We start from the raw sequence: 25,211 nt of genomic DNA, 5'->3' as shown, positions 1-25,211 counted from the left end.
CGGGCCGGCAGGCGCGGTCAGTGCAGGGCGCCGTCGGGTTCCGTGGTCCTCCAGGCATGGAAAGGCACGGTCAGCCCCGCCCTGGTGGGGGCACACACGAAAGGCCCGGCGTGGGCATCCGCGGCGGGATCGAGCGGGACCAGCCGGACCAGCTGCAGGGGTCCGCCGGCTGCCTGTGCCCGGATGGTGAGCGCGTCACCGGTACGGCTGATCCGGACGAGCACCCGGCTTCCACGCCAGGCCGGAACGGGAGCCAGGGACCAGTCGGACACGCCGTCGGTGACCACCGCCCCGAGCTGGCAGGAGCCGTCGGCAAACTCGACGCCGGCCTTGACCCACTGCCCGGCAGAAATGCGCACGAAGATCCCCGCCTGGTCGAACTGCTCGGAAAAGTCAGCGGTAAATTCCACTTCCACCGCGGAATCCGGCGGAAAAGGTGCCAGGAGGGCGTGCTCACTGTCGTGGATAAAACCGTACGAGGTGGTTCGCCAGGCGTCGCTGCCTTCCTTGGCGGTGACCAGCAGATCCGTGCCGTGCTCGACGGCGGAAACGGGCGGGTGGGTCCAGGCACCTTGCGACCAGGGAATGTCCATGGCCGTCACTGTACTTCAGGACAACTGCGGGCTCGGCACGCTGAGCGCCTCACCGCAGCAGCTCCTGCACAAGTCCACGGCACTTTCTGTAGGCCTGGGACCCTGGATCGATCAGCGCAAAGTGGTCCCCGGGCACCGTGACCAGCCGCGCAGGCACTGGTCCGGATTTGCCCGCCTCCACGTAGGAGGTTGACATGGCCAACGGCACGTCCTCGTCCTCCGTGGCGTGGACGGCGATGACGGGAACATCCAGCGGGAGCGCGGCCATGGGGTCTGCGTACCGGTACCGGCCGGGGAATTCCGACGACGGCCCGCCAACGAAGTTGGCCACGGCACCATCGCTGAGGTTCAGCTTTTCCGCTTCCGCCAGGTCCAGGACGCCGGACTGGCTCACCACCCCGGTGAGGCGGACGCCGTCGTCCTTTAACCCAACCTCGCGTTGCTGAGCGTCCAGTCCCAAGCGGGGCAGCCGGCCGCGGCCTGCCGCCCACACGGCGAGGTGCCCGCCGGCGGAGTGGCCCAACGCCACCACCTGGGCCAGGTCCAGGGCATGGGGACCGGCCAGCTCCTGCAGTTTGTCGATGCCCGCCAGGATGTCCCGGAACGTATGCGGCCAGCCGCCGCCATTCCCTGCCCGGCGGTACTCCAGGTTCCAGGCCGCCATTCCGTGCGCGGCGAGGTCCCCAGCCAGCGGCTCCCCCAGCTCCGCCCCGTACTTTGACCGCCAGTAGCCCCCGTGGATCACCACCGCCACACCGCGGTGGGTACCGCCGTCGGGCAGGTCAGGGAGGAACAGCTCGCCCCACTGGCTGGGGTCTTCACCGTAGTAATGCCTATGCCGCTGCACCATGTGCCGAGCGTACCGTGCAGCAAATTCCATGGCCGTTGCCGTTCGGTCCGCGCGCTGCCATTCTGGGTGGATCACCCGGGCAGGACACGGAAGGACAGGAAAAATGCCTCTGTATTTGTCAAGGTTCAGCTACACACCGGAGACCTGGGGCCGGCTGATCAACAACCCCGAGGACCGGCGGAAAGCCGCGCAGGCGTACATCGAATCGGTAGGCGGAAAGCTGCACGGATTCTGGTATGCCTTCGGCAGCCATGATGGCTACAACCTGTGGGAAGCCCCGGACAACGTCTCCATGGCGGCGGTGGCCCTCGCCATCAGCGGAGGCGGTGCGCTGAGCACGTTTGAAACCACGGTGCTGATGAGCGTGGAGGACACCATGGAAGCCCTGCAGAAAGCAGGTGAGATCAAGTACCGGCCTCCCGGCGCCTGAATTCACGGGTGCCGCCGGATCCACAGGCCCTTCTGCGGCTAGGCTCGGAAATTATATTGCCGCCAAAGGGGACCACAATGACCAGCACCACCGAGCCGGGGACCACGCCGGCAGGAACCGGCCACAAGCTTGGAGCGCCTGGCGACCTTTTCCACCTGCCGGACCTGGTGACCTGCGGACCGGGCCGGCCCGCGCAGGTTTCACATTCCCCGCTGGACGGCAGCCTGGTGGGCGCAGTCCCCGTCTGCACGCCGGATGACGTGGCGGCTGCCGTCGAAAGTGCCCGGGCAGCCCAGCGGGAGTGGGCCGCCGTTCCCCTCCGCGAGCGCCGCGCCGTCGTCGGGCGGTTCCATGCGCTGCTGCTCCAGCGGGAGGCGGAGATCCTGGACCTGGTCCAGGCGGAGAGCGGCAAGTCGCGGCTCAATGCCTTCGAGGAGCTCGCGGACGCCGCCCTGACCGCCGCCTATTACCGGCGCACGGCCGGACGCTTCCTCCGCCCGGCCTGCCGCACCGGGGCGGCTCCGGGCCTGACCCGGACGGCGGAGTACCGGCTCCCCAAAGGCGTGGTGGGCATCATCAGCCCGTGGAACTACCCGCTGACCCTTGCCGTCTCGGATGCGATCCCCGCCCTGCTGGCCGGCAACGCCTGCGTCCTCAAGCCGGATTCCCAGACCCCTTTCACGGCACTGCTTGCCCTGGAGCTTCTGCGGGAGGCCGGGCTTCCCCGGGACGTGTTCCAGATCGTGACCGGGGACGGGCCGACGCTGGGCTGATCAGCGGCGTGGACTTCCTCATGTTCACGGGCTCCTCCGAGACCGGGAGGATCGTGGCACAGCTGTGCGCCGAACGGCTGATCGGCTTCTCGGGTGAGCTGGGCGGAAAGAACGCCACGCTGGTCCTCGCCGACGCGGACCTCGACAAGGCGGCCAGGGGTGCCGCGCAGGGCTGCTTCTCCAACTCCGGCCAGCTGTGCATCAGCATGGAACGCATCTACGTCCACCGCGCCGTCTTCGAGGACTTCCTGGCAACTTTCACTGCGCATGTGGAAGCGATCCGTTTGGGGTCCGGGCCGGGCTGGGACATCGACATGGGCTCGCTCACGGGCCAACGGCAGCTGGACCGGGTCAGCACGCATGTGGAGGACGCCCGGGCGAAGGGCGCCCGCGTGATCACCGGCGGGCGGCCCCGGCCGGACCTCGGCCCGTACTTCTACGAGCCCACCATCCTCACCGGCGTCACCGGGGAGATGGTGGTTGCGCGGGAGGAGGCGTTCGGGCCCGTGGTGGCGGTCTACCAGGTGGAGGACAACGACGAAGCTGTGGCCCTGGCCAACGACTCCCACTATGGACTCAACGCCAGCGTCTGGTCCGCGCGGCACGGCCGGGACGCGGGGCGACGCCTGCTTGCCGGGGCGGTCAACATTAACGACGGCTACTCCGCTGCGTGGGCGTCCCACGACGCCCCCATGGGCGGCATGAAGGATTCCGGCGTGGGGCGGCGCCACGGGAAGGAAGGCATCCTCAAGTACACGGAAGCCCAAACAGTGGCCCAGCAGCGGCTGGTTCCCGTGGGGCCTCCGCCCGGCATGGCCAACCAGCGGTACACCAGGTTGGTCAAGGGTGCGCTCACGCTGATGGGACGGCTGCGCTGATGGCAGGCGGGACGCACAACCCAAAACAACGCCTGTAGCCGATACGCAACCGGCGGCGCGACTGTTTTGACCCTATTGTTACCCTCCACTGCACGGATCCCTTCAAACACGCGGATCAGCTCCTCGTGTTGTGGCGCCACCCGTACGAGCACGACTCGTTGGAATATCCATTGTGGCTTTTTTGTCGACTCCAGCGGCAAGGACGGCTACTGTATGCGGTCGCGCAAACGAAAACCCGGCCTTTGCCCCCGTGTACCGAGGGACGCAAGCAGGCTGACGAATTCGCCTTGCCCGCAACCGGATATGGTGCAAATCTGAAGGACCTGTAAAGCAGCAGGCAGTACCTCAACAGACCCAGCCGCGCTTGAAAGACCAGTCAGGACAAGACATGAGAACAGGCCCTCGATCTCAGAGACACGTCCTCACGGCGTTTCTCGCAGCCCTGGCCCTCCTGAGCCTGCCCGGATGTACTGCGGCGCCGGAGGAGGACTGGTATGCCATCGCAAACGGGGCCGACACTGATCTGGGGGACATCGAGGTACGGAGCCTGCTGCTTGTTGCCTTCGAGAAAAACGAAACCGGCCGGCTCCTGGGGACACTGTTCAACAGCTCTGATGGACCGGTAGAAGTCACCTTTTCTGACGAGGATGACAGCGTCACTATCCGAGTGGAGGGCCAATCCGATTTCGGACTCGACACCAACCCACACTTCTTTTCCTCCGTCAGCGAGATCCCCGGGTCGAGAGTGCCGGTCACCATCTCTGTAGGATCCGAGAGCACAAAGCTGGACACACCAGTACTCGGCGGAAACCTTCCCGCTTACCGCCCATACCTGCCGACAAGCACCCCATCGGCCTAATTCCGCACTGATGCCCGTCCCAGTGTCGCACCGGCCGTCTCAGTAGAAGATTGGCTGCACAGCGGGAGAGGGTGGGGGAGGCCGCAGCGACCTCCCCCACCCTCTTCGTGTTTCCTGGCGTCGCGCACGACGGCGGCGCCTGGCGTATGTCCCTAAACCCTCAGCAGACGGGCGACATCCGCCGCCTCCGGGTACGCAGCCTGCGTTCCCTTCCGGGTGGTGGCCAGGGCGGCTGCCACGGACGCGTAGGCAGCCGCTCCGGCGAGCGCGTCCCCGGCGGCCAGCCTTACGGCAACGGCACCGGTGAAGGCGTCACCCGCCCCGGTGGTATCCACGGCCTTGACCGTCGTGGGCGCAATCCGGACCACCCGGGAACCCTCGGGAGCAACCGAGTCCAGCACCACCGAGCCCTGCGAACCGAGGGTCACCAGCACCTGCCGTATCCCCCGCTCCGCAAACCGCAGGCGCACCCTGTCCCACTCGGAATCAGCAGCACCGTGCCCCGGGGCCACGGCACCGTCGCCCAGGAACAGCGCGGCCTCATGCGCGTTGACCAGCAGGACCTCGGTGAGGGCTGTCAGCTCCTCCGGTACCTCGCCGTACGGCGAGAGATTGAGCAAAACTGTTGCGCCGGCGTCGTGCCCTGCCTTTGCCGCGGCGAGCACCGTCTCCATGCCCACCTCCAGGCAAAGGCAGACGACGGCGGCCTGCTCCAGGACGTCCGAGGCCTCCGCCACGTCCGCCGGGGACAGGGTGCCGTTGGCGCCGGCCGAGATGATGATGTTGTTCTCGCCGCCGGCATCCACCGCGATGACCGCCACGCCCGTGGGCTCGGACACAGTGCGGACACACCCGACGTCCACCCCTGCACGGGCGGCGGAGGACCGCAGCATGGCGCCGTTGGGGTCCTCCCCCACCGCGCCCACCAGGCTGACGATCCCGCCCAGCCGGCTCGCGGCAACAGCCTGGTTGGCGCTCTTCCCGCCCGGGTTCACCGCGAATCCGTTGCCGTGCACCGTCTCGCCGGGGAGTGGAAGGCGTTCGCAGTAGATGGTGAGGTCGGCATTCAAGGAGCCGACGACGACGACCCGGCCTGCCTGGTCGACGGCGGCGTTCACTCGGCCACCTCGGCTTCAACCGGCTTGGGGATCAGGAGCGAGGCGGCGAACGCTGCGATGGTGAGTGCGAGGCCGACCACCACGACGGTCAGGTAGGACGCCTTCGCATCGCCGAGGGCCGCCGTCGCCACCAGGACGGCGGGCAGCACCAGGAAGCTGAGGCCTGCGCCCAGGTTGAAGGCGCCCGCGTTCATGCCCGGCAGGAAGCCCGGGTTGCCGGCGGGTGAAAGGACAACACCGAGTCCGTTGAGCATGATGTTGACCGTACCGGCGTACATGATGCCCAGCAACACCGTGCCGGCGATCATCAGCGGCAGGCTGTCCAGGCCGAAGAACGCGATGATGGCCAGCGCCGCGATGCTGCCCAGGAGGCCGATGCGCAGCACCCTGGTGTACCCGAGCACGGGGGCGAGCCTGCCGCTGAGGGGTCCCACCGCCCAGCCGAGCAGTGCATAGGGAGTGAGGATGATGAGTGACATCTCTGTGGGTCCGATGCCGAAACCGGGGTCGGCGGCCTGGACGTAGGCGGGCACGATGCCGTTGATGACGGCGAAGATGCCGGTCATGGTCAGCGTGGTGGTGAGCAGCGGCGCCCAGGTGGAGCGCTGGCGCAGGTGCACGATTTCCACCATTGGCTGGCTGGCCCGCTTTTCGGTCCGCCAGAACAGGTAGAACGCGGCGGCGGATACCAGCACCAGCGCCAGGCTCAGCATCAGGGTGCCGGAGGAGAAGGCGCCCACCAGCTTGGCGCCTTCGTTCAGGGCGGTAAGCAGCGCGCCCACGGCGACCACGATGAAGAACACGCCCAGCCAGTCCATCCGGGTGCCGGCGGCCGGCTTGCTTTCACCGGCCAGGAAAGCGATCAGCGCGGTGGCAGCCAGGGCCAGCACCACCATGAGCCAGAAGATGCTGCGGAAGCCGAAGTGCTCGGCGAAGTAGCCGCCCACAAAGGAGTCCACACCGGCCACGCCGCCGTTGACGGCCGTGATCAGGCCCATGAGGGTGCCGTATTTCCGCGGGTTGCTGACCGCGGAGCGCAGCATGATGAGGCAGAGCGGAACGGTGGGGCCGCTGACGCCCTGGATGATGCGGCCCACGAAGAGCCAGGTGATGTCCGGGGCGAGGGCTGCGATGACGGACCCCACGGCCATCAGGAGCATCATGCCCACGAGGATCTTCTTGCGGCCCACGATGTCGCTCAGGCGGGGCAGGAACAGGGAGAACAGGGCGGCCGCGGTGAAGAACCATGTCTGCGAGAGGCCGATGACGGCCTGGTCCGTGTTGAGCTCCTCGCCCATGGTCACCAGGGCGGGGCTGAGCATGGAGGCGTTGAGCTGGAAGGCGACGCAGGCTGCCAGCAGGGCGACCATCAGGGCGGTGACGTTGCCCTTGGCGGTCCGGGTTTCGAGGACGGTGGCGGTCATTTACTTGACCCCTCCGGCGGTGAGGGAGTCACTTGCGTCGCGGACGACGTCGGCCGCGTTCTGTGTGGTGCGGGCGTCACCGGTGAGCGGATCACCGATGCGTTCCAGCGCGTCGGTGACCAGGTTCCAGAACTTTTCGTGGTCCAGGTCCACGGCGACGCTGGTGTGGCAGTCCGCCGGCGCGGGGGCGCGGAAGTCCGCCACCGTCATGCCGAGCGTCAGCGTGCCCTGCAGCTCAATGTCCACCGGCACCTTGCGGGTGGTGACGATGCTGGGGTCGATCACGTAGGCCACGGCGCAGGGGTCGTGCACCGGCGGGTGGTCGAAGCCCTGGGCGTCCTTGTAGGTGTGGGCGAAGAAATCCATGAGTTCGGTGACGAACTTTGCGGGCCTGGTGCCGATCGCGGCAATCTTTTGCACGACGTCCGGGGTGGCGAGCGCCTGGTGGGTCAGGTCCAGGCCCACCATCACCACCGGCCACTTTTCGTTGAAGACGATGTGCGCGGCCTCGGGGTCGATGATGATGTTGAACTCGGCCACGGCGCTCCAGTTGCCCACGTGGTAGCCGCCGCCCATGAGGACAACTTCCTTCACGCGCTCCACGATGCGCGGTTCCTTCCGGGCGGCGAGGGCGATGTTGGTCAGGCCGGCGGTGGGCACCAGGGTGACGGTGCCGGGCTCGTGCGCCATGACGGTATCGATAATGAGGTCCACCGCGTGGCGGGGGTCCAGGTCGATGTCCGACGGCGGAAGTTCCGGGCCGTCCATGCCGCTGTCCCCATGGATGTCCGGGGCGGTTTCGATGCTCCTCACCAGGGGGCGTCCGCAGCCGGCGGCGAAGGGGACACCGGTGATGCCGGCGATGGTGCCGACGGCCAGGGCGTTGCGGGTGACCTTTTCCAGGGTCTGGTTTCCCACCACCGTTGTGACGGCCAGCAGGTCGATGTCCGGGTTGCCGTGGGCGAGCAGCAACGCCACAGCGTCGTCATGCCCGGGGTCGCAGTCAAGAATGATCTTTTTGCGGCCGGAAGATTGCCGGTCAAGGGAAGGGGCAGTGGGTTCCACGATGATCTCCACGTCGTTGGGGCCCGCGCCAGGTGTATCACTTGTTGCGCGGGGAGCTGAAGCGTTCAGGAGAGATCATGGCAGTGTTGTGGGGCACACGTCAAACGCTTGACGTAAACGCAGGTCAAGCGCTTGATGCCAGCGCCTGCGCGGAGGGGAGCTGGATGGTGTTGCTCGTGGACGGGGCCGGGTTAGTGGCGCTTCTCCTTGCCGGGCTGCCCGGCGGCCGGGTGTGCCTGGGCTTCGTGCTGTTCGTACCTCTGGCGGGCCTCCTGGAGGTGCTGTTCAAGCTTCTCCTCTGCCTCCCGCCGGCGCTGCCCAATGGTCCGGATCTCCTGGGTGGTCGGCGCAACGTGGGCGTGCTGGCGGGGGCCAAGGTCCCGCGCGGTTGCATGGCTGGTATCGCTCATACGGGCATCGTCCCACCAGAGCCCCCGGTCCGGAAGGCCTGTATGACCCCCATTTTTCGGGGTGCCGGAGAGCGCCCATTTTGCTGTCCGGCGGCCCCCTCCGCGGGGCGTGATTGCCACGCCATGCGTGGCTTTGTAGGCTCACTGCCATGCTTCCACTTGGCTTCCTGGACATTGCGTCGCTCGACCCGTCCCGCTCCGCAGCGTTCTATGAGGGTGTCCTTGGCTTCGAGACCACCACCGGAGTCCACAGCAGGTTCCGCGCCGGCAACATTGACGGCGGATTTCCTGACCTGTTGCGCGGCTTCCCGCCCGTCATTGAAGTTCTTGAGCCCGGCGACATCCTGCCCTACTTCGAGCCTGCAGACCTGGGCGCGGCGCTCGAAAGCGCCGTCCGCTTGGGCGGAAAGGTGCTCCTCCATCCCGTCGAGAGCGCACCCGGCCACTGGGTTGCCATTGTCGCCGACCCCTCCGGCGCCAAGATCGCCCTGACCCGCATCGACCGGCAGGCACAGTAACCCGCAGCCCGCCTGCTGCCTACTACGATCGAGGTATGGAATCCGCGGAACAGCTGCAGCAGCCCGCGCGTTCGCGGCGGATCACGGCGGCGATGGTGGCCGCCAAGGCAGGGGTCTCCACGGCCACCGTCTCGCTGGTGGCCAACGGCAAGACCGCCGGCCGGGTCTCCGAGGACAACATTTCCAGGGTCCGGGAGGCAATCGCCGAGCTTGGCTACGTGGTGGACGGCATCGGCAGTTCGCTGGCCAAGGGGGTGAGCTCGATCGTGATCCTGGTGGCGCCGGACATCTCCAACCCCTTCTTCGCCAAGGTGATCGCCGGGGTGCGGGAGTCCCTGGGCCCGCGGTACCAGCTGCTGCTGTCCGTGACGGAGGCCGGCGAGTCCCCCCGGGCCGACGACGTCCGGCGGCTCATGTCCCTGCGCCCGGCAGGGCTCCTGGTGGACGCACCCAGCGCAGGCTTCCTCGAGGACCTCGCGTCGCCGTCGCCCGTTGTGCTGCTGGACGCGCCCGGGCTGGAGGCCTACGCGCCGTCGGTGAACCTGGACGTGGCAAGCGGCGCGCGGGAATTGGCGGCGCACCTGGCAGACGCGGGGCACCGCGAGGCGGCGTACGTGGACAGCGTCACGGGCACGGAAACCTTCGCGCTCCGCCGGAAAGCCTTCCTGGAGGAGGCGGCCGCCCGCGGCATCACCGTTGGGGCGGACCGCATAATCAGCACCACCATCGACGTCGGCACGGCGGCTTCAGCCTTCGCCGCCGCCTGGCCGGGGTGGCAGCGGAGGGGGGTGACCGCCGTCGTCTGCGGCACGGACACGCACGCCTACGGTGTGCTGCAGGAGGCCCGCGTGGCCGGCGTGCGGATTCCGGAGGAGCTGGCGGTGGCCGGCTTCGACGACCTCCCCTATTCGGCCACGAGCAATCCCGGGCTCACCAGCGTCCACCTGCCCGCCACCCCCCTGGGACTGAAGGCCGGAGAGCAGCTGCGCCGCCTCATGGAAGGCGGGGTGCTCGAACAGTCCGGGGTCACGCTGGAGAGTTCACTGGTGGTGCGCGGATCCACCGCCGCAGCGGAACGCTGAGGGCGCCCGGCGCCACCGTTCTGTCAGTGCCCGGCCGTAAGCTGGAACCATGCCGAGTCATTGGGACAGCCTGGACGCGAGCCTGCGCGAATCCGTGGAGCAGAACGTGGAGATCTACGAGCGCGTCCGCCCTGCCCTGAAACTGGTCACCCGGGATGTCCTGCTGACCCTGCGGGACATGCTGAAGGACTCCGAGGTCACCCCGCTGTTCGTCACCGGGCGCACCAAAACGGTGGAGTCATTCAAGGAGAAGATTTCACGAATCGAGGAACCGCTGGAACCGGGCGGGCCGCCGGTCCTGAAGTTCCCGGACCCGTTCCGGACGCTCAATGACATGGTGGGGATCCGGGTGATCACCAAGCTCCCGGCCGAGAATGCGGTGGTGGCCAACATCATCAAGCACCAGCGCCAGCTCTTCGACTGCCGCGGGGACCGGGAAAAGGACATCGGCTCCATCGAATCCGGCACCTACGGATATTCCAGCCGGCACCTGATCCTGCGGACCATCCAGAACGAGGCCGTGAAGGAGTACCAGCAGGTTTTCAACCCGGACGCCGTGCCCAACGGCAGCTACTTCTTTGAGTGCCAGATCCGGACGATTTTTGCCCACGCGTGGAGCGAGATCGAGCACGACATCCGGTTCAAGGCCGAGGACCCGCGCGCCTGGACCCCGCACTTCGACCGGCAGTTCACCGCCACCGCCGCCATGCTGGAGACGGTGGAGACAGCCTTCGCAGACCTGCATGAGCGCTATGAGGAAGTCCGCAGTTTTTGGGACGCCGACGGCGAGGGAGCCGCGCCGCTGACGCCCAACCGCATCCGGGACGTCTGGCGGACGCTGCTGCCCCACGTGGACCGCAAGGTGGATGACGACTGGGGCTGGGCCGCCGAACTCCTGGCCGCGCACGGCCTCAACCAGACCATGCAGCTGGCCGGGCTGCTCAGCGCCAACCGCATTACCGAAGTCCGGAAGGCCCTGGACCACCGCTACTCCCCCGGCCCCGACCGGCTGCTCGACGACCTGCTGCTGTGGCAGTACGGCACCAAACACATCGACCTCACCGCGGAAGCGTCCGACGCCGTCCCGCATCCGCGGCGCGACAGCCTGATGCGGCGGCTGCGGCAGATCGAGCGGTACCGGCTCACCAAGAAGTAGGGAGTCCAGGTCTGCGGGCAGCCTGCCGTTGCCTGCAGACTGTCCCGTGAGTTCCGCCACCTTATTTTGATGCACTCAAAATAAGCCGTAACGTTGATGGCAGGCCATCGAAGCCCTGTCCGGGCTGTATGCGGGTGAACAGTTCCCCGAGCGCCAACGCGCCGGCTCCCCGCGCTGCATCGAACCCCACCCCCATTGCCCCCTGCGGACACCTGCAGGACTGACGCACATGGGAACGGCAGGGACCCGGATGGCAGCCGCCCAATCCTCACGCATCAGGAGAACACTATGACCCAGATCCTCGAACGCCCAGTGACCATCGAAGCAGCCCCGTCCGCCGTCATCGGGACACCCCGGGGCGGCAGCTATGTCACCCTGGCCGGCCACCTGGCCGACTTCCGCCCCACCGAGGCAGGCTACATTTCCTCGCCCGGCAGCGGCACGCGCACCGGGAACACGGCACAGGGCAGCTACGTGACCCTGCATTCGGCACCCCTGGGCACGACCGACATCAGCTACACGCGCCGGGGCTAAGGCGCGGTCCGGGGTGTTGCTGGTCGAGGCCGGAGCCTGGGCTGCCGTGGGCGCCTCCCGGCCTCAGGCCGCAGGCGGTGCTGTGGAATCGCGGACGATCAGATGGGTGGCGAGCTCAACGCGGTGCGAATCCAGGACTTCCCCACGCGCCTGGCGGAGCAAAGACCGGAGCGCTGCCCGCCCCATCTCCTCCAGCGGCTGGGCTACGGAACTCAACGACGGCACCGACTCCTCGCCCTGGTTCGTTCCGTCAAAACCGATAAGGCTCAGGTCCTCGGGAACCCGGATACCGTGCCGGCCCGCTTCCCCCAGGATGCCCAGGGCGATGGTGTCGCTGGCGGCGAAGATCGCCGTCGGAAGCTTGTCCAGCTGGAGCAGCGCCTGCAAGCCCCTAACGCCGCCCTCCCGCCGGAACCTGCCGCCGGAATAGATGTACTGCGGGTCCACCGGAACGCCGTACGCCATGAGTGCCGCCATGTAGCCGTGCAGCCGCGCCTGGTTGCACTCGGCCTTTTCTATACCGCCGATGTACGCGATGCGGCGGTGACCCAGCTCCAGCAGGTGCTCCGTGGCCGCCTTGCCGCCCGCCCAGTTGGTGGCCCCGATGCTGACCACGTCAGCGGAGGGCGGGTTCAGCGGGTCAATCACGACGACGGGAATCTGGCGGCGCCGGAAAGGGTGCAGTTGCGTCTCGCTGAAGGCTGAGGTCACCACAATCATTCCGGCCCTGCCCTCGTCCACCATGCGCTGCGCGCGGCCCTCGGGGCTGCGCCTGCCCTGGCCCGCCGGCCCGGTGACGCTGACCATGATCTCCACGTCGGCATCTGCCGCGGACTGCAGCACGCCGTTAAGCACCTGGATGGTGTACGCGGAATCGAGGACATCGATGACCACCTCCACCACCGTGCCGGTCTCCCCTGCGGAACGGCGCTGCAGCGGGGACTGGTACCCGGCCTGCTCCAGCACGGCCAGCACGCGGGCCCTGGTTTCCGGAGACACATCCTCGCGGCCGTTCACCACCTTCGAAACGGTGGGCGCGGAAACTCCGGCCTGCTGGGCAACGGAGGCAAGCGTCGGCTTGGCCCGTTCCGGGATCTTCGTTGCCATCTGGTGAGACCTTTCGAAAAGTTTCGTTGACTCATTGTTCAGATTTGTGCTGGCGCGGTCAAGGGGCCGGAAGATACCTCCGTCATGAGGCCAATAAATTAGGCCTTGACCTTTGCCACTCCGGACCTTTAGTTTAGACCGTGACCTAAATCACTCATTCGAAATATTTCGAAACTGCTGGTGGAGCTCACGCCCCAAACATTTGCAACGAAGCAATTTCAGATGGAGAAGCAATGAAGCAATCCCAGACCTCCCGCCGCTCATTCCTCGCCCTTGCTGCCCTCACCCCCTTCGCCGCCATGACGGCCACTGCCTGCGGGACATCGGGACCGGGTTCCTCCAGCAGCGGCGGGGGCGCCAGCATGTGGTACCTCTCCGGCGAGCCCAACCAGACCACCATGCAGAAGGCCGTGGACGCCTTCACCGCGGCAAACCCTGACGACAAGCTCGCCGTCACCTACTTCCAGAACGACGCCTACAAGACCAAGATCAAGACAGCGATCGGCGCCGGCCAGGCACCCACCATCATCTACGGCTGGGGCGGCGGCACCCTGAAGACCTACGCCGAGGCCAACCAGGTGGATGACCTGACCGGCTGGTTCGACGAGAACCCGGACCTGAAGGACAAGTTCTTCCCGGCCTCGTTCGGTGCAGCCACGGTCGACGGAAAGATCTACGCACTGCCCAACCAGTACGTTGCCCCGATCGTCCTCTTCTACAACAAGGAACTGTTCGAAAAGGCCGGCGCCCAGCCGCCCAAGACCTGGGATGACGTCATGTCCCTGGTCAAGACCTTCAACGACATGGGCGTTGCGCCCTTCTCCCTCGGCGGACAGTCCCGCTGGACCTCCATGATGTGGCTGGAATACCTCCTGGACCGCATCGGCGGCGCCGAGGTCTTCACCGCCATCTTCGAAGGCAAGCCCAACTCCTGGATGGATCCCGCCGTCATCGAGACCGGAACAAAGATCCAGGAACTCGTCTCTGCGGATGGGTTCATCAAGGGCTTCTCCTCCATCGCCGCAGACTCCAATGCGGACCAGGCCCTGCTGTTCACGGGCAAGGCAGCCATGATGCTGCACGGCTCCTGGACCTACGGCGCCATGAAAAAGGGCGGCCAGAACTTCGTCCAGGACGGGAAGCTGGGGTTTGTCCAGTTCCCAACCGTTGCCGGCGGCAAGGGCGATCCGAAGAACGGCGTGGGAAACCCCGCCCAGTACATGTCGATCTCCTCCAAGGCCACCGACGCGGAAAAGGAGACGGCGAAGAAGTTCTTCAAGGAAGGCATCCTGACCGAGACGGTCATCGATACCTACATCAATTCCGGCTCCGTCCCGATCGTCAACGGCATCGAGGACAAGCTCAACACCTCCGAAGACAAGGACTTCCTGAACTTTGTCTACGACCTGGCCAAGAACGCCCCCAACTTCCAGCAGTCGTGGGACCAGGCCCTCAGCCCCACCGCAGCAGAAGCCCTGCTGAACAACATCGACCAGCTGTTCCTGAAGTCGATCACCCCGCAGCAGTTCGCCGAGAACATGAATGCAACCCTGGGCAAATGAGTAACGCCGCCTCCACCACCCGTAAGCCGGCCGCCCGGGCCGCCCGTCCCAAGGGCGACCCGGGCCACAGCGGACAACGCAACACTGCCCTCGCCTGGCTGACAGTGCCCGCACTGTTCTTCTTCCTGGCGTTCGCCGTGGTGCCGCTGGCCGGTGTCCTCGTCCTGAGCTTCGCCAGCTGGGACGGCATCGGTGCCATCGGGTCGGCAGGGCTGGGCAACTGGTTCTCCGTGCTCGCGGACCCCGGGCTGTACAACGCCCTGGGGCTGACCTTCCTGATCATGATCGCCTCCTGGCTGGTCCAGACGCCCATCAGCCTCCTCTTGGGTGTCTTCACCGCGGGAAGCCAGCGCTACCGGGCTGCCCTGGCCGTGCTGTACTTCCTGCCGCTGCTGCTTTCATCGGCAGCGGTCGCCATCGCCTTCAAAGCCCTGCTGGACCCGAACTTCGGCCTGGCCACCGGGCTGGGACTCCCCTTCCTGGCGCAGGACTGGCTGGGTGTCCCCCACCTGGCCCTTGGGCTGGTCATCTTTGTGATCGCCTGGCAGTTCGTGCCGTTCCACACGCTCATCTACCAGGGCGGTGTGCGGCAGATTCCCAGGTCGCTCTATGAAGCGGCGGAAATCGACGGGGCGGGAACCATCAAGCAGTTCTTCCACATCACCCTCCCCCAGCTGAAGTACACCATCATCACCTCCTCCACCCTGATGGTGGTGGGGTCCCTGACGTACTTCGACCTGATCTTCGTCCTCACCGGCGGCGGCCCGGGCAACTCCACCCGGATCCTGGCCCTGGACATGTACCTGCGGGGCTTCCGGGCCAACCTCATGGGCCCTGCCAGCGTCATCGCCGTCATTCTCGTACTCATCGGCCTTGCACTCGCCCTGTTCCTCCAGCGCCTTGGAGGCAAGGACAAGCAGGGCAGCCAATTGGAAGGTATGTAGGGTGAGCACAGTCCTGAAAAGCAGCACCGAGGAAGTTCCCGCCGGCCCCCGGGCCGACGCCGCCGCCCCAAAGCGGGGACTGGGATCCCGGATGCGGAAGCTGAACGTCCCGGCTGGCCTCGGCGGCTGGATCTGGCTGGCCATCATCATCATCCCGGTGTACTACGTGGTGATCACCAGCCTGAAGACCCAGGAAGGGTACTTCGGCCAGAATCCGCTGGCGCTTCCCACCTCCCCGACGCTGGAAAACTACCAGATGGTCCTCGAGGCGGATTTCGCGCAGTACTTCATGAACAGCACCATCGTCACCCTCGGTGCCGTCATCCCCACGGTCCTGATCTCCTTCATGGCCGCCTTCGCGATCGTCCGGGGCAAGGGCAGGTTCCTGAAGCTGGTCAACGGCATGTTCCTGATGGGACTGGCCATTCCACTGCAGGCCACGATCATCCCGATCTACCTGATGATCATCCGGCTGAACCTCTACGACAGCCTGCTGGCACTCATGCTTCCCTCCATCGCCTTTGCCATCCCGCTGACCGTACTCATCCTGTCCAACTTCATCCGCGACGTACCCAATGAACTGTTCGAATCGATGCGGCTGGACGGCTGCAGCGAGTGGCAGACCATGTGGCGGCTTGCCCTGCCGCTGACCCGCCCCGCCATCGTGACGGTCGCCATCTACAACGGCCTGCATGTCTGGAACGGCTTCCTGCTCCCGCTGGTCCTCACCCAGAGCCCGGGCCTGCGCGTCCTGCCCCTGGCGTTGTGGACCTTCCAGGGCGAATACAGCGTCAACATCCCGGCCGTGCTTGCCTCGGTGGTGCTCAGCACCCTGCCCATCCTGGTCCTTTACGTCGTGGGCCGCCGGCAGCTGCTCAGCGGCCTCACCGCCGGCTTCAGCAAGTAACACCCTGGAACTTCACGAAAGGACAGACACATGACCTCCGCACAGCCCCTTCGCGTCGGCATGGTGGGTTACGCCTTCATGGGCGCAGCACACTCCCACGCCTGGCGCACCGCACCACGGTTTTTCGACCTGCCGTTGCAGCCGCAGCTGACCGCCGTCGCGGGCCGGAATGCCGATGCCGCCAGGGCAGCCGCGGACAAGCTGGGGTGGGACTCGGTGGAGACGGACTGGCGCCGCCTGGTCGACCGGGACGACATCGACCTGATCGATATCTGCACACCCGGCGACACCCACGCCGAGATCGCCATCGCAGCCCTCGAGGCAGGCAAGCACGTGCTGTGCGAGAAGCCGCTGGCGAACTCGGTGGAGGAAGCCGAGCGGATGACCCTCGCTGCCGAGACCGCCGCCAAGCAGGGAGTCATGTCCATGTGCGGCTTCAGCTACCGCCGCACCCCGGCACTGGCGCTGGCCAAGCGGTTCGTGGAGCAGGGCCGGCTGGGCGAGATCCGCCACATCCGGGCGCAGTACCTGCAGGACTGGCTCTCCGACGCCAACGCCCCCATGACCTGGCGGCTGGACAAGAGCAAGTCAGGGTCCGGGTCCCTCGGCGACATCGGTGCGCACAGCATCGACGCCGCCCAGTGGGTGGCCGGGCAGAGCATCACCGGCGTTTCGGCACTGCTCGAAACGTTTGTCCCGGAACGCCCGCTGGCCGGGGACCTCGTGGGCCTGGGCGGCCACGGCGACCTCAGCGGGGATGCGCCCCGCGGGAAGGTCACCGTGGATGACGCCGCCATCTTCAGCGCAAAGTTCGACGGCGGTGCCTCCGCAGGCGCGATCGGCGTCTTTGAGGCCACGCGGTACGCGCTGGGCCGGAAGAACGCCATGCGTTTGGAACTGAACGGCACCAAGGGCTCCCTCGCCTTCGATTTCGAGGACATGAACGTCCTGTCCTTCTACGATGCGGCGGAATCCCCGGACGCCGGCTTCCGGAAAATCTTCGTTACCGAACCCGAGCACCCGTACGTCGGCAACTGGTGGCCCACCGGCCACGGCCTGGGCTACGAGCACGGTTTCACCCACCAGGTGGTGGACCTGGTCACCGCAATCGGTGAGGGCCGCCAGCCGGAGCCGTCCTTCGCGGACGCCCTGCAGGTCCAGCGGGTCCTGGCCGCCGTGGAGGCCAGCGCCGCCAATTCCAGCCAGTGGCAGAAGGTCTAGGACCGTGAACACGGGAACAGGAGAAGAAGCAGCCATGACACGACCCATCACACTCTTTACCGGCCAGTGGGCCGACCTGCCGTTCGAGGAGGTGGCCCGGCTCGCCGGCGAGTGGGGCTTCGACGGGCTCGAGATCGCCTGCTGGGGCGACCACCTGGACCCCCGCCGGGCCGCGGAGGACGACAACTACCTCCAGGGCAGGCTGGACATCCTGGAGAAGAACCACCTGAAGGTCTTCGCCATCGCCAACCACCTCACCGGCCAAGCCGTGTGCGATGACCCCATCGACGAACGCCACCAGGGCATCCTGTCCGCGGAGATCTGGGGCGACGGGGACCCCGAAGGTGTGCGCCGCCGGGCCGCGGAGTCCATGAAGGACACAGCACGGGCCGCCGCGCGCCTGGGCGTCAAGACCGTAACAGGCTTTACCGGCTCGTCCATCTGGAAGGCGGTGGCCATGTTCCCGCCCGCCTCCGAGACAATGATCGACGCCGGCTACCAGGACTTCGCGGACCGCTGGAACCCCATCCTGGATGTCTTCGACGAGGTGGGCGTCCGTTTCGCCCTGGAGGTCCACCCCTCCGAGATCGCCTACGACTACTGGACCGCCAAGCGCACCCTGGAGGCGATCGGGCACCGCAAGGGCTTCGGCCTGAACTTCGACCCGTCCCACTTCATCTGGCAGGACCTGGATCCGGTGATGTTCCTCCAGGACTTCGCGGACCACATCCTGCACGTGCACGTCAAGGAATCAGTCCGCCAGCTCGATGGCCGCAACGGGCGCCTGGGCTCCCACCTGGCCTGGGCGGACCCGCGGCGCGGCTGGGACTTCGTCACCGCCGGGCACGGGGACGTCCAGTGGAACCGGATCTTCCGTACCCTGAACGCCATCGGCTACACCGGGCCCACCAGCATCGAGTGGGAGGACGCCGGCATGGACCGGCTCATCGGCGCACCGCAGGCGCTGGCCATGGTCAAGGAACTCGCCCGCATCGCCCCGCCGGCGGCCGCTTTCGACGCCGCCTTCTCCAGCCGCTGACCCAGACCTTCCGGCCCGCACTTTTCCGGCCCAGACTTTCCGGCCCCGGCCGGCAGCCAAACAAAAAGGAAACCCCCGACATGACAGAACGCAAGAACGCCCTGGTGGTCCGCGGCGGCTGGGACGGCCACCAGCCGTACGAGGCCACGGACCTCTTCATCCCCTACCTCAAGGACAACGGCTACGACGTCCGCGTCGAGGAATCCCCCAAGGTCTACGCCGACGCCGAATACATGGCAGGAGTGGACCTGATTATGCAGTGCATGACCATGACCACCATCGAAAAGGACGAGTTCGCCGGGCTGCGGACCGCCGTCGAAAACGGCACGGGCCTGGCCGGCTGGCACGGCGGCATCGCCGATTCCTACCGCAACAACTCCGACTACCTGCACCTGATCGGCGGCCAGTTCGCCTGCCACCCCGGCAAGCACCCGGACGAGTGCGTCGGCGAGCAGTCGGACAACTACGTTCCGTACACGGTCAACATGCTCCCGGCCGCCGCGGAGCACCCCATCACTAAGGGCATCTCCGACTTCGACCTGGTCACCGAGCAGTACTGGGTGCTCTCCGACGACTACATCGACGTCCTGGCCACCACCACCCAGAAGGTCCGCGAATGGGACCCCTGGAACCGCGAAGTCACCTCACCGGCCATCTGGACCCGCCAGTGGGGCAAGGGCCGCATCTTCGTTGCCACCCCCGGCCACCGGGTCGACATCCTTCAGGACACCAACGTCCGCACCATCATCGAAAGGGGCCTGCTGTGGGCAAGCCGTTGAAAGTCGGAATCATTGGCTGCGGAGCCATCATCGCGCAGTACCTGGCGAACTTCCGCAAACTCGGACAGATCGACCTGGTGGCCGTGGCGGACCTGGACCCCGCACGCGCCCAGGCGGTGGCGGATGACTACGATGGCGTCCGCGCCATCTCCGTCGAGGAACTCCTCGCCGCGGACGACGTCGAACTGGTCCTGAACCTGACCATTCCCGCCGCCCACGCCGACGTGGCGCTGAAGGCCATCGCCGCCGGGAAGAGCGTGTACGGCGAGAAGCCGCTTGCCGCCACCACTGCCGAGGCACGCCAGGTGCTGGACGCGGCCCGCGAGGCGGGCGTCGCCGTCGGCTGCGCTCCTGACACGGTGCTCGGCACCGGCATCCAGACAGCGCGCAAGGCGATCGACGACGGACTGATCGGCGCACCCGTCTCGGCGAGCGCCACGATGGTGACCCCGGGCCACGAACGGTGGCACCCCAACCCGGACTTCTACTACCAGCCCGGCGGCGGACCCCTCCTGGACATGGGCCCGTACTACGTGACCGCCCTGGTCACCCTGCTGGGCCCGGTGGTCTCGGTCATCGGCGCGGCAAGCCACACCCGCAACGAACGCACCATCGGCTCCGGACCCCGGCAGGGCGAGAAGGTCCCCGTCAACATCGATTCCCATGTCACCGGTGTCCTGGTGCACGCCTCCGGTGCGCTCTCCACCCTGTTCATGAGCTTCGACGCCGTGAAGTCCAAGTCGCCCAACATCGAGATCCACGGCGAGCGCGGCTCCCTGGTGGTCCCGGACCCCAACCACTTCGACGGCGACGTCCAGCTGTTTTCCCTCGGGGCCGAGGACTGGGAAACCCTTCCGGTGTCCGCCGGGTACGTTGACTCCGGGCGCGGCTTCGGCATAGCGGACCTGGCGTCCACTCCTGCGGGGACCGAGCCCCGGGCAGGCGGGGCCATGGCCTACCACGCCCTCGAGGTCATGGAATCGGTCCTCGAATCAGCCCACAGCGGCGCAGCGGTAGCCATCCGCAGCACCGTTGAGCGGCCGGCGGGCGTCGAACTGGCCGTTCTGGCGGAGGAACTGGACAGGCTCCAGACCCAGGAAGCGGTCTAGGCATGGCCTACACCGCCGAGAACTGGCCCATTACCGCGGCCATGCTGCCCTTCCCGGGCACCAGCGCGCAGGGAACCCACATCAACGACGCCGATCCGTCCGCCTGGGCGGCGGTGCTGACCGAGGTCAAGGAGGCCGGGTTCGCCAACGCGGACCTGACGGACAGTTGGGTCCGCCCGGGCGACCTGAGCCCTGACCGGCTGGCTGAGTTCAAACAGACGGCACAGGACGTGGGCATCGGCACCCCTGCCGTCTCCGCCATCCGCCGCAGCGTCATTGACGGGCGGAACTGGGAAGCCAACCTGGCGTACAGCCACCGGACCATTGACGCAGCGGCGGAGCTGGGCTGCGAGGTTGTCTCCTTTGGACTCCACCAGGCCATCACGCCGGAGCAGCAGAAACAGCTGTGGTTCTGGACGGTTGAAGGGCACAAGGACCCCGAGGGAGACCGGGAAACCTGGGGCAACGCCGTCACCCGCCTCCGGGAACTCGGCCGCCACGCCGCCGGGGTGGGCCTCCTGCTCTCACTCGAGATGTACGAGGACACGTACCTGGGCACCGCAGATTCGTCCGTGCGCCTTGTCCAGGACATTGGACTCCCGAATGTGGGCCTCAACCCGGACCTTGGGAACCTGATCCGGCTGCACCGGCCGGTGGAGGACTGGCGGGAACTGGTGGCCAAAACGCTCCCGTACGCCAACTTCTGGCACATGAAGAACTACCTCCGCGACGAGGACGCGTCCCGGGACATGTATGTGGCGATGCCGTCTCCCATGGAGAGCGGCCTCATCAACTACCGGGAGGCCTTCAATGTGGCCCTGGCAGCCGGATTCCAGGGCATCCTGTGCACCGAGCACTACGGCGGGGACGGCCTGAGTGTCTCCGCCAGCAACCAGGACTACCTCCGCCGGCATGTCCTCCCCAAGACCGATGGATACGCCCTGGGCAGCAGCCAGGTGGCCCAGGGCCGGCAGCAGCCGGCGCAGCCCGCCCGCGTGTAACCGCTGCACCACCGCCTGTCCCAACCCAAGGATTCGATGAGGAAACCATGACCCAGATCTTTGACAACCCCGCAGACTTTGCGGAGGAGGCACTGGACGGCCTGGTGGCAGCCAACCGCGGCTACGTGGCCAGGGTGGACGGCGGCGTTGTCCGCTCCACCGAGGTGCCCGCCGGCCAGGTGGCCGTGGTGGTGGGCGGCGGCTCCGGCCATTACCCGGCCTTCGCCGGCCTGGTGGGTCCCGGCCTCGCCGCAGGCGCCGTGTGCGGCAACATCTTCACGTCGCCGTCCGCCGGGCAGGCGTACCGGGTGGCCAAGGCGGCCAACGCCGGCGGGGGAGTGCTGTTCAGCTACGGCAATTACGCCGGGGACGTGATCCACTTCGGCGAGGCGCAGCAGCGCCTCAACGCCGAAGGCATCGAGACCCGCACCGTTTTGGTCACGGATGACATCGCCAGCGCCCCGCTGGACCAGATCGAGAAACGCCGCGGAATCGCCGGGGACCTGACGGTCTTCAAGATCGCCGGCGCCGCAGCCGAAGCGGGACTGGACCTGGACGGCGTCGAACGGCTTGCCGTGCTGGCCAACCACCGCACGCGGTCCCTCGGCGTGGCGTTCGACGGCTGCACCCTGCCGGGCGCTGCCGAACCGCTGTTCCACGTGCCGGCCGGCGGGATGTCGCTCGGGCTGGGCATCCATGGCGAACCCGGAATCTCGGACCACCCCATGCCCACGGCGTCCGAACTGGCCGAACTGCTGGTTTCCGGCCTGCTCCGGGACAAGCCCGATGATGCGGGGAACCGTGTGGTGGCCATCCTCAACGGACTAGGCCGGGTGAAGTACGAGGAACTGTTCCTGCTGTTCGGCAAGATCGACAAGCTCCTCACCGCCGCCGGCCTGACCATCGTGGAGCCGGAATGCGGCGAGCTGGTCACCAGCCTGGACATGTCCGGCCTGTCCCTCACGCTGCTGTGGCTGGACGACGAACTGGAGCGCTACTGGACAGCCCCGGCCGACACCCCCGGGTACCGCAAGGGCAGTATGGCGCCGCGGGCACGCCGGGAAGTGGCCGCACCGGAGGGTGCCCTGGCCGCTGAGGGGGAAGATACGACGGCGGCAGCAGCCGGGCTGGGCCGGCTGGCAGCCGCCGTGCTCGCCCAGGCGAGGGACGCCGTCGTCGACCATGAACGTGAACTGGGCAGGCTGGATGCCATTGCCGGCGACGGCGACCATGGCGTCGGCATGCGCCGGGGCGTGGACGCCGCGGTGGCGGCGGCCGGCGAAGCTGTTGGCGCGGGACTTTCGGTTCACCGCGTCCTCACCGCGGCAGGCGAAGCGTGGAGTGAGCGCGCCGGCGGCACGTCGGGGGCGCTCTGGGGATCGGCCCTGGCGGCGGCCGGGCGGGCCCTCGGCAACCAGGACTCGTACAGCGGCGGGGACGCGGCGGCCGCCGTGACCGCCTTCGCGGACGCCGTCACCACCCTGGGCAAGGCTGATGTGGGCGACAAGACCATGGTGGATGCACTGCTTCCCTTCCGGAACGCCTTCGTTGCGGCGTTCGACGGCGGCACGCCAGTGACCGGGGCGTTGGCCTCGGCGGTGACCGCTGCCCGGCAGGCGGCTGACGCCACCGCATCCCTGCGCCCACTGAAGGGGAGGGCGCGGCCGCTGGCCGAAAAGAGCCTGGGCCACCCGGATCCGGGAGCGGTGTCCTTTGCGCTGATCGCCACCCGGGTCTCTGATTACTTCGAGTCTTCGCCACCCGTGTCCTCTCCCAGGGCGGCCGCTGTGGCTGCCGGACAAGGGGCCCAGGCATGAGCGCCGGCGCTGCGGCGGGATGGCGGATCGTCATCGGAAACGACGAGGCCGGCGTCGAGTACAAGGACGCGCTGAAGGCGATGCTCGAGGCTGACAGCCGCGTTGCGTCCGTCCTGGACGTGGGCGTTGGTGCCGGCGACACCACCGCGTACCCGCACGTCGCCGTCGGCGCCGCCCGCAAGGTGGCCCAGGGCGAGGCGGACCGCGCCCTGCTGATCTGCGGCACCGGGCTGGGCGTGGCCATCGCGGCCAACAAGGTCCCTGGAATCCGGGCGGTCACGGCCCACGACGGGTACTCGGTGGAGCGCTCGGTGCTGAGCAACAACGCACAGGTCCTCACCATGGGCCAGCGCGTCATCGGCCTGGAACTGGCCAAGAAACTGGTGGGCGAGTGGCTCGGCTACCGGTTTGACGAGGCCTCGGCCTCCGCCGCGAAGGTGGACGCCATCTGCTCCTACGAACCCGAACCCACGAAAGCAGTCTGATCATGACCGAAAATTCATCCCACCCAACTATCGGTTCCAGCTCTGGCGCTCCCGGGGCCCGGAAGATCGCCATCGTGGGCTCCGGCTACATGGGCGGCGGGATCGCGCAGGTCCTGGCCTTGGGAGGTGCCCGCGTGGCTCTTTCCGATGTGTCCGCCGAGGTGGCCCAGGGAAACTACGACCGGCTCCTGGTTGAGTCCGACCAGTTCGTGTCCGATGGGCTGTTCCCTGCCGGTTCCACCGAGATCCTGAAACAGAACCTGTGGGCCGCGAAGGACATCGAGGAGGCCGTGGCGGACGCGGACTTCATCGAGGAGGCCGTCCCCGAAATCCTGGCCGTCAAGCACCAGACGCTGGCCCGCATCAGCGCCGCGGCCCGCCCGGACGCCATCATCGGCTCCAACACCTCCACCATTTCCATCGCCGAACTGTCCGCGCCCGTCAGCAACCCGGAACGGTTCTTGGGCGTGCATTTCTCGAACCCGTCGCCCTTCATTCCCGGTGTGGAGATCATCCCGCACGCCGGCACGTCCACCGCCACCGTGGGCGCGGTCCGCGAGCTGGTCCATGCCGCCGGCAAGCAGACCGCCGTGGTCAAGGACACCACCGGTTTTGTGCTGAACCGGCTGCAGTATGCGCTGTTCCACGAGGCGGCGCAGCTGGTGGAGCAGGGCATTGCGACGGCGGACGACGTGGACACCCTGGTCCGCACCACCTTCGGTTTCCGGCTGCCGTTCTTCGGGCCGTTCGCCATTGCCGACATGGCCGGGCTGGACGTGTACAACTTCTGCTACAAGTCCCTGCAGAAGGAGTTCCCGGAACGGTTCGCCACGCCTAAAACCCTGAGCGATCTGGTGGAGGCCGGGAAGCTGGGCACCAAGACCGGCGCCGGTTTCCTCAACGTGCCCGCGGAGCGTACCCCCGAGCTGATCGCCTACCGCAACAAGGCGTATGTCGCCATGCAGAAGCTGCTCGATGAGCTGGGGCCGGCGCCTATTGGGTGACGTGGGCGTCGCTGTTGCTGAGTGCTCGTGGTGTGGATCGATTTAGAATCTACGTCGATACACACCCGTAAGAGCTGAATGGTAGTCTGCCGTCGAAGAGGGAGAGATTCCGACGAAAGTTATGAAGAGCCTCATCCCTCCCCCGGTTCGGTCTACGAAACCGACCAGGAAGTCATCGAAGAGGCCGTGCGGCGGCTGCGTGAACTGGATGACACTCCCCTGCATCAGATGACCCCACTGTTCTATCAACACGGGTACGAAGAGCTGCGGATGATGATCAGTGAGCTGCTTCGCATTCTGGGAAGTGCTCCGAGGGGTTAGCGGCAGGGGCCGAAAGGGCGAAAGATTTGACAGCCCATAACCGACGTTATGTCAAGCTGTACTCTGCGTATTGCATCAGATGAATCAATTGTGCGATCCCCCGGGACCAGCAAGGAGTTCTCTAACTTCCTTGAGATTCCGCGGAATTTGCGGCCTGACGGCTTTGATGTGCCGCGGCCCAAGCGCTCCTGAGGGCTGCAACGCCGAATCTCGAAGAGGCCAATA

At 66.9% G+C, this 25,211-nt stretch carries 26 protein-coding genes; 19 read left to right on the top strand and 7 right to left on the bottom strand.

Annotated elements, in window-relative coordinates; all coding sequences use genetic code 11:
• Positions 1-17 precede the first annotated feature (17 nt).
• Positions 18-593 (bottom strand): DUF1349 domain-containing protein, encoded by a 576-nt coding sequence (locus NFU08_RS03215; RefSeq protein WP_251420701.1) that lies wholly within the window; start codon positions 591-593, stop codon positions 18-20.
• A 49-nt stretch (positions 594-642) separates the two neighbouring features.
• Positions 643-1,443, bottom strand: coding sequence for an alpha/beta hydrolase (locus NFU08_RS03210; protein WP_251420699.1), 801 nt, complete (start codon positions 1,441-1,443; stop codon positions 643-645).
• A 103-nt stretch (positions 1,444-1,546) separates the two neighbouring features.
• On the opposite strand from NFU08_RS03210, the gene NFU08_RS03205 reads away from it, so the two are divergent.
• The 4 genes from NFU08_RS03205 to NFU08_RS03190 all read left to right on the top strand — a co-directional run bounded on the left by NFU08_RS03205 (position 1,547) and on the right by NFU08_RS03190 (position 4,383).
• The gene (locus NFU08_RS03205) at positions 1,547-1,873 is read left to right on the top strand and encodes a GYD domain-containing protein (RefSeq protein WP_174179750.1); all 327 of its coding nucleotides are present in this window, start codon (positions 1,547-1,549) and stop codon (positions 1,871-1,873) included.
• 77 nt (positions 1,874-1,950) lie between these two features.
• Positions 1,951-2,646 carry an aldehyde dehydrogenase family protein gene (locus NFU08_RS03200; protein WP_251420697.1) on the top strand — a complete coding sequence of 232 codons (696 nt, stop codon included), beginning with the start codon at positions 1,951-1,953 and terminating at the stop codon, positions 2,644-2,646.
• 20 nt (positions 2,647-2,666) lie between these two features.
• Positions 2,667-3,524, top strand: a complete 858-nt coding sequence (locus tag NFU08_RS03195; RefSeq protein WP_251420695.1) for an aldehyde dehydrogenase family protein — start codon at positions 2,667-2,669, stop codon at positions 3,522-3,524.
• Positions 3,525-3,912: 388 nt separating this feature from the next.
• The gene (locus tag NFU08_RS03190) at positions 3,913-4,383 is read left to right on the top strand and encodes a hypothetical protein (RefSeq protein WP_251420693.1); all 471 of its coding nucleotides are present in this window, start codon (positions 3,913-3,915) and stop codon (positions 4,381-4,383) included.
• A 152-nt stretch (positions 4,384-4,535) separates the two neighbouring features.
• Here NFU08_RS03190 and NFU08_RS03185 read toward each other — a convergent pair whose 3' ends face one another.
• The 4 genes from NFU08_RS03185 to NFU08_RS03170 all read right to left on the bottom strand — a co-directional run bounded on the left by NFU08_RS03185 (position 4,536) and on the right by NFU08_RS03170 (position 8,400).
• Entirely contained in the window at positions 4,536-5,501 is a 966-nt protein-coding gene (locus NFU08_RS03185; RefSeq protein ID WP_251420691.1) for a ribokinase, read from the bottom strand.
• Positions 5,498-6,925: an MFS transporter gene (locus NFU08_RS03180; protein ID WP_251420689.1), complete on the bottom strand. Its 1,428-nt coding sequence runs from the start codon at positions 6,923-6,925 to the stop codon at positions 5,498-5,500. Before NFU08_RS03180 ends, NFU08_RS03185 begins: the two co-directional genes overlap by 4 nt.
• Positions 6,926-7,990 (bottom strand): nucleoside hydrolase, encoded by a 1,065-nt coding sequence (locus tag NFU08_RS03175; protein ID WP_251420687.1) that lies wholly within the window; start codon positions 7,988-7,990, stop codon positions 6,926-6,928.
• Positions 7,991-8,181: 191 nt separating this feature from the next.
• A complete protein-coding gene (locus NFU08_RS03170; protein WP_251420685.1) occupies positions 8,182-8,400 on the bottom strand; it encodes a hypothetical protein in 219 nt (72 codons plus the stop codon).
• Positions 8,401-8,549: 149 nt separating this feature from the next.
• Here NFU08_RS03170 and NFU08_RS03165 point away from each other — a divergent pair, with 149 nt between their 5' ends.
• The 4 genes from NFU08_RS03165 to NFU08_RS03150 all read left to right on the top strand — a co-directional run bounded on the left by NFU08_RS03165 (position 8,550) and on the right by NFU08_RS03150 (position 11,690).
• Positions 8,550-8,918, top strand: coding sequence for a VOC family protein (locus tag NFU08_RS03165; protein WP_174179765.1), 369 nt, complete (start codon positions 8,550-8,552; stop codon positions 8,916-8,918).
• A 35-nt stretch (positions 8,919-8,953) separates the two neighbouring features.
• Positions 8,954-10,000, top strand: coding sequence for a LacI family DNA-binding transcriptional regulator (locus tag NFU08_RS03160; protein WP_251420683.1), 1,047 nt, complete (start codon positions 8,954-8,956; stop codon positions 9,998-10,000).
• A gap of 49 nt (positions 10,001-10,049) precedes the next feature.
• Positions 10,050-11,156 carry a GTP pyrophosphokinase family protein gene (locus NFU08_RS03155; protein ID WP_174179769.1) on the top strand — a complete coding sequence of 369 codons (1,107 nt, stop codon included), beginning with the start codon at positions 10,050-10,052 and terminating at the stop codon, positions 11,154-11,156.
• 288 nt (positions 11,157-11,444) lie between these two features.
• A complete protein-coding gene (locus NFU08_RS03150; RefSeq protein ID WP_251420681.1) occupies positions 11,445-11,690 on the top strand; it encodes a hypothetical protein in 246 nt (81 codons plus the stop codon).
• 63 nt (positions 11,691-11,753) lie between these two features.
• Here the strand turns inward: NFU08_RS03150 and NFU08_RS03145 are convergent, their stop codons facing one another.
• Entirely contained in the window at positions 11,754-12,797 is a 1,044-nt protein-coding gene (locus tag NFU08_RS03145) for a LacI family DNA-binding transcriptional regulator (protein WP_251420679.1), read from the bottom strand.
• Between the two features lie 233 nt (positions 12,798-13,030).
• On the opposite strand from NFU08_RS03145, the gene NFU08_RS03140 reads away from it, so the two are divergent.
• From NFU08_RS03140 to NFU08_RS03090, 11 genes are all read left to right on the top strand, one after another.
• Positions 13,031-14,359: an extracellular solute-binding protein gene (locus tag NFU08_RS03140; RefSeq protein WP_251420677.1), complete on the top strand. Its 1,329-nt coding sequence runs from the start codon at positions 13,031-13,033 to the stop codon at positions 14,357-14,359.
• Complete coding sequence (locus NFU08_RS03135; protein WP_174179784.1) at positions 14,356-15,303, top strand: carbohydrate ABC transporter permease; 948 nt, start codon at positions 14,356-14,358, stop codon at positions 15,301-15,303. Before NFU08_RS03140 ends, NFU08_RS03135 begins: the two co-directional genes overlap by 4 nt.
• A 1-nt stretch (position 15,304) precedes the next feature.
• The gene (locus tag NFU08_RS03130) at positions 15,305-16,210 is read left to right on the top strand and encodes a carbohydrate ABC transporter permease (RefSeq protein ID WP_251420675.1); all 906 of its coding nucleotides are present in this window, start codon (positions 15,305-15,307) and stop codon (positions 16,208-16,210) included.
• A 30-nt stretch (positions 16,211-16,240) separates the two neighbouring features.
• On the top strand, positions 16,241-17,431 hold the full coding sequence (locus NFU08_RS03125; protein WP_174179788.1) for a Gfo/Idh/MocA family protein: 1,191 nt from the start codon (positions 16,241-16,243) through the stop codon (positions 17,429-17,431).
• A gap of 34 nt (positions 17,432-17,465) precedes the next feature.
• Positions 17,466-18,470: a sugar phosphate isomerase/epimerase gene (locus tag NFU08_RS03120; RefSeq protein ID WP_251420673.1), complete on the top strand. Its 1,005-nt coding sequence runs from the start codon at positions 17,466-17,468 to the stop codon at positions 18,468-18,470.
• Between the two features lie 80 nt (positions 18,471-18,550).
• The gene (locus NFU08_RS03115) at positions 18,551-19,249 is read left to right on the top strand and encodes a ThuA domain-containing protein (protein ID WP_174179792.1); all 699 of its coding nucleotides are present in this window, start codon (positions 18,551-18,553) and stop codon (positions 19,247-19,249) included.
• On the top strand, positions 19,234-20,358 hold the full coding sequence (locus tag NFU08_RS03110) for a Gfo/Idh/MocA family protein (protein ID WP_174179794.1): 1,125 nt from the start codon (positions 19,234-19,236) through the stop codon (positions 20,356-20,358). The genes NFU08_RS03115 and NFU08_RS03110 overlap by 16 nt, the downstream gene beginning before the upstream one ends.
• Before the next feature lie 2 nt (positions 20,359-20,360).
• Positions 20,361-21,359, top strand: a complete 999-nt coding sequence (locus NFU08_RS03105) for a sugar phosphate isomerase/epimerase (RefSeq protein ID WP_251420671.1) — start codon at positions 20,361-20,363, stop codon at positions 21,357-21,359.
• A gap of 47 nt (positions 21,360-21,406) precedes the next feature.
• Positions 21,407-23,176 carry a dihydroxyacetone kinase family protein gene (locus NFU08_RS03100; protein ID WP_251420669.1) on the top strand — a complete coding sequence of 590 codons (1,770 nt, stop codon included), beginning with the start codon at positions 21,407-21,409 and terminating at the stop codon, positions 23,174-23,176.
• Positions 23,173-23,661 carry a ribose-5-phosphate isomerase gene (locus tag NFU08_RS03095; protein WP_251420667.1) on the top strand — a complete coding sequence of 163 codons (489 nt, stop codon included), beginning with the start codon at positions 23,173-23,175 and terminating at the stop codon, positions 23,659-23,661. Before NFU08_RS03100 ends, NFU08_RS03095 begins: the two co-directional genes overlap by 4 nt.
• Positions 23,662-23,663: 2 nt before the next feature.
• Complete coding sequence (locus tag NFU08_RS03090) at positions 23,664-24,665, top strand: 3-hydroxyacyl-CoA dehydrogenase family protein (protein WP_251420665.1); 1,002 nt, start codon at positions 23,664-23,666, stop codon at positions 24,663-24,665.
• Positions 24,666-25,211 lie beyond the last annotated feature (546 nt).

Origin of the sequence: Pseudarthrobacter sp. NCCP-2145, assembly GCF_023708005.1 — a bacterium.
In the GTDB taxonomy this organism is placed as follows: Bacteria; Actinomycetota; Actinomycetes; order Actinomycetales; family Micrococcaceae; genus Arthrobacter; species Arthrobacter oxydans.
This window is presented reverse-complemented; position numbering and strand designations above follow the sequence as displayed.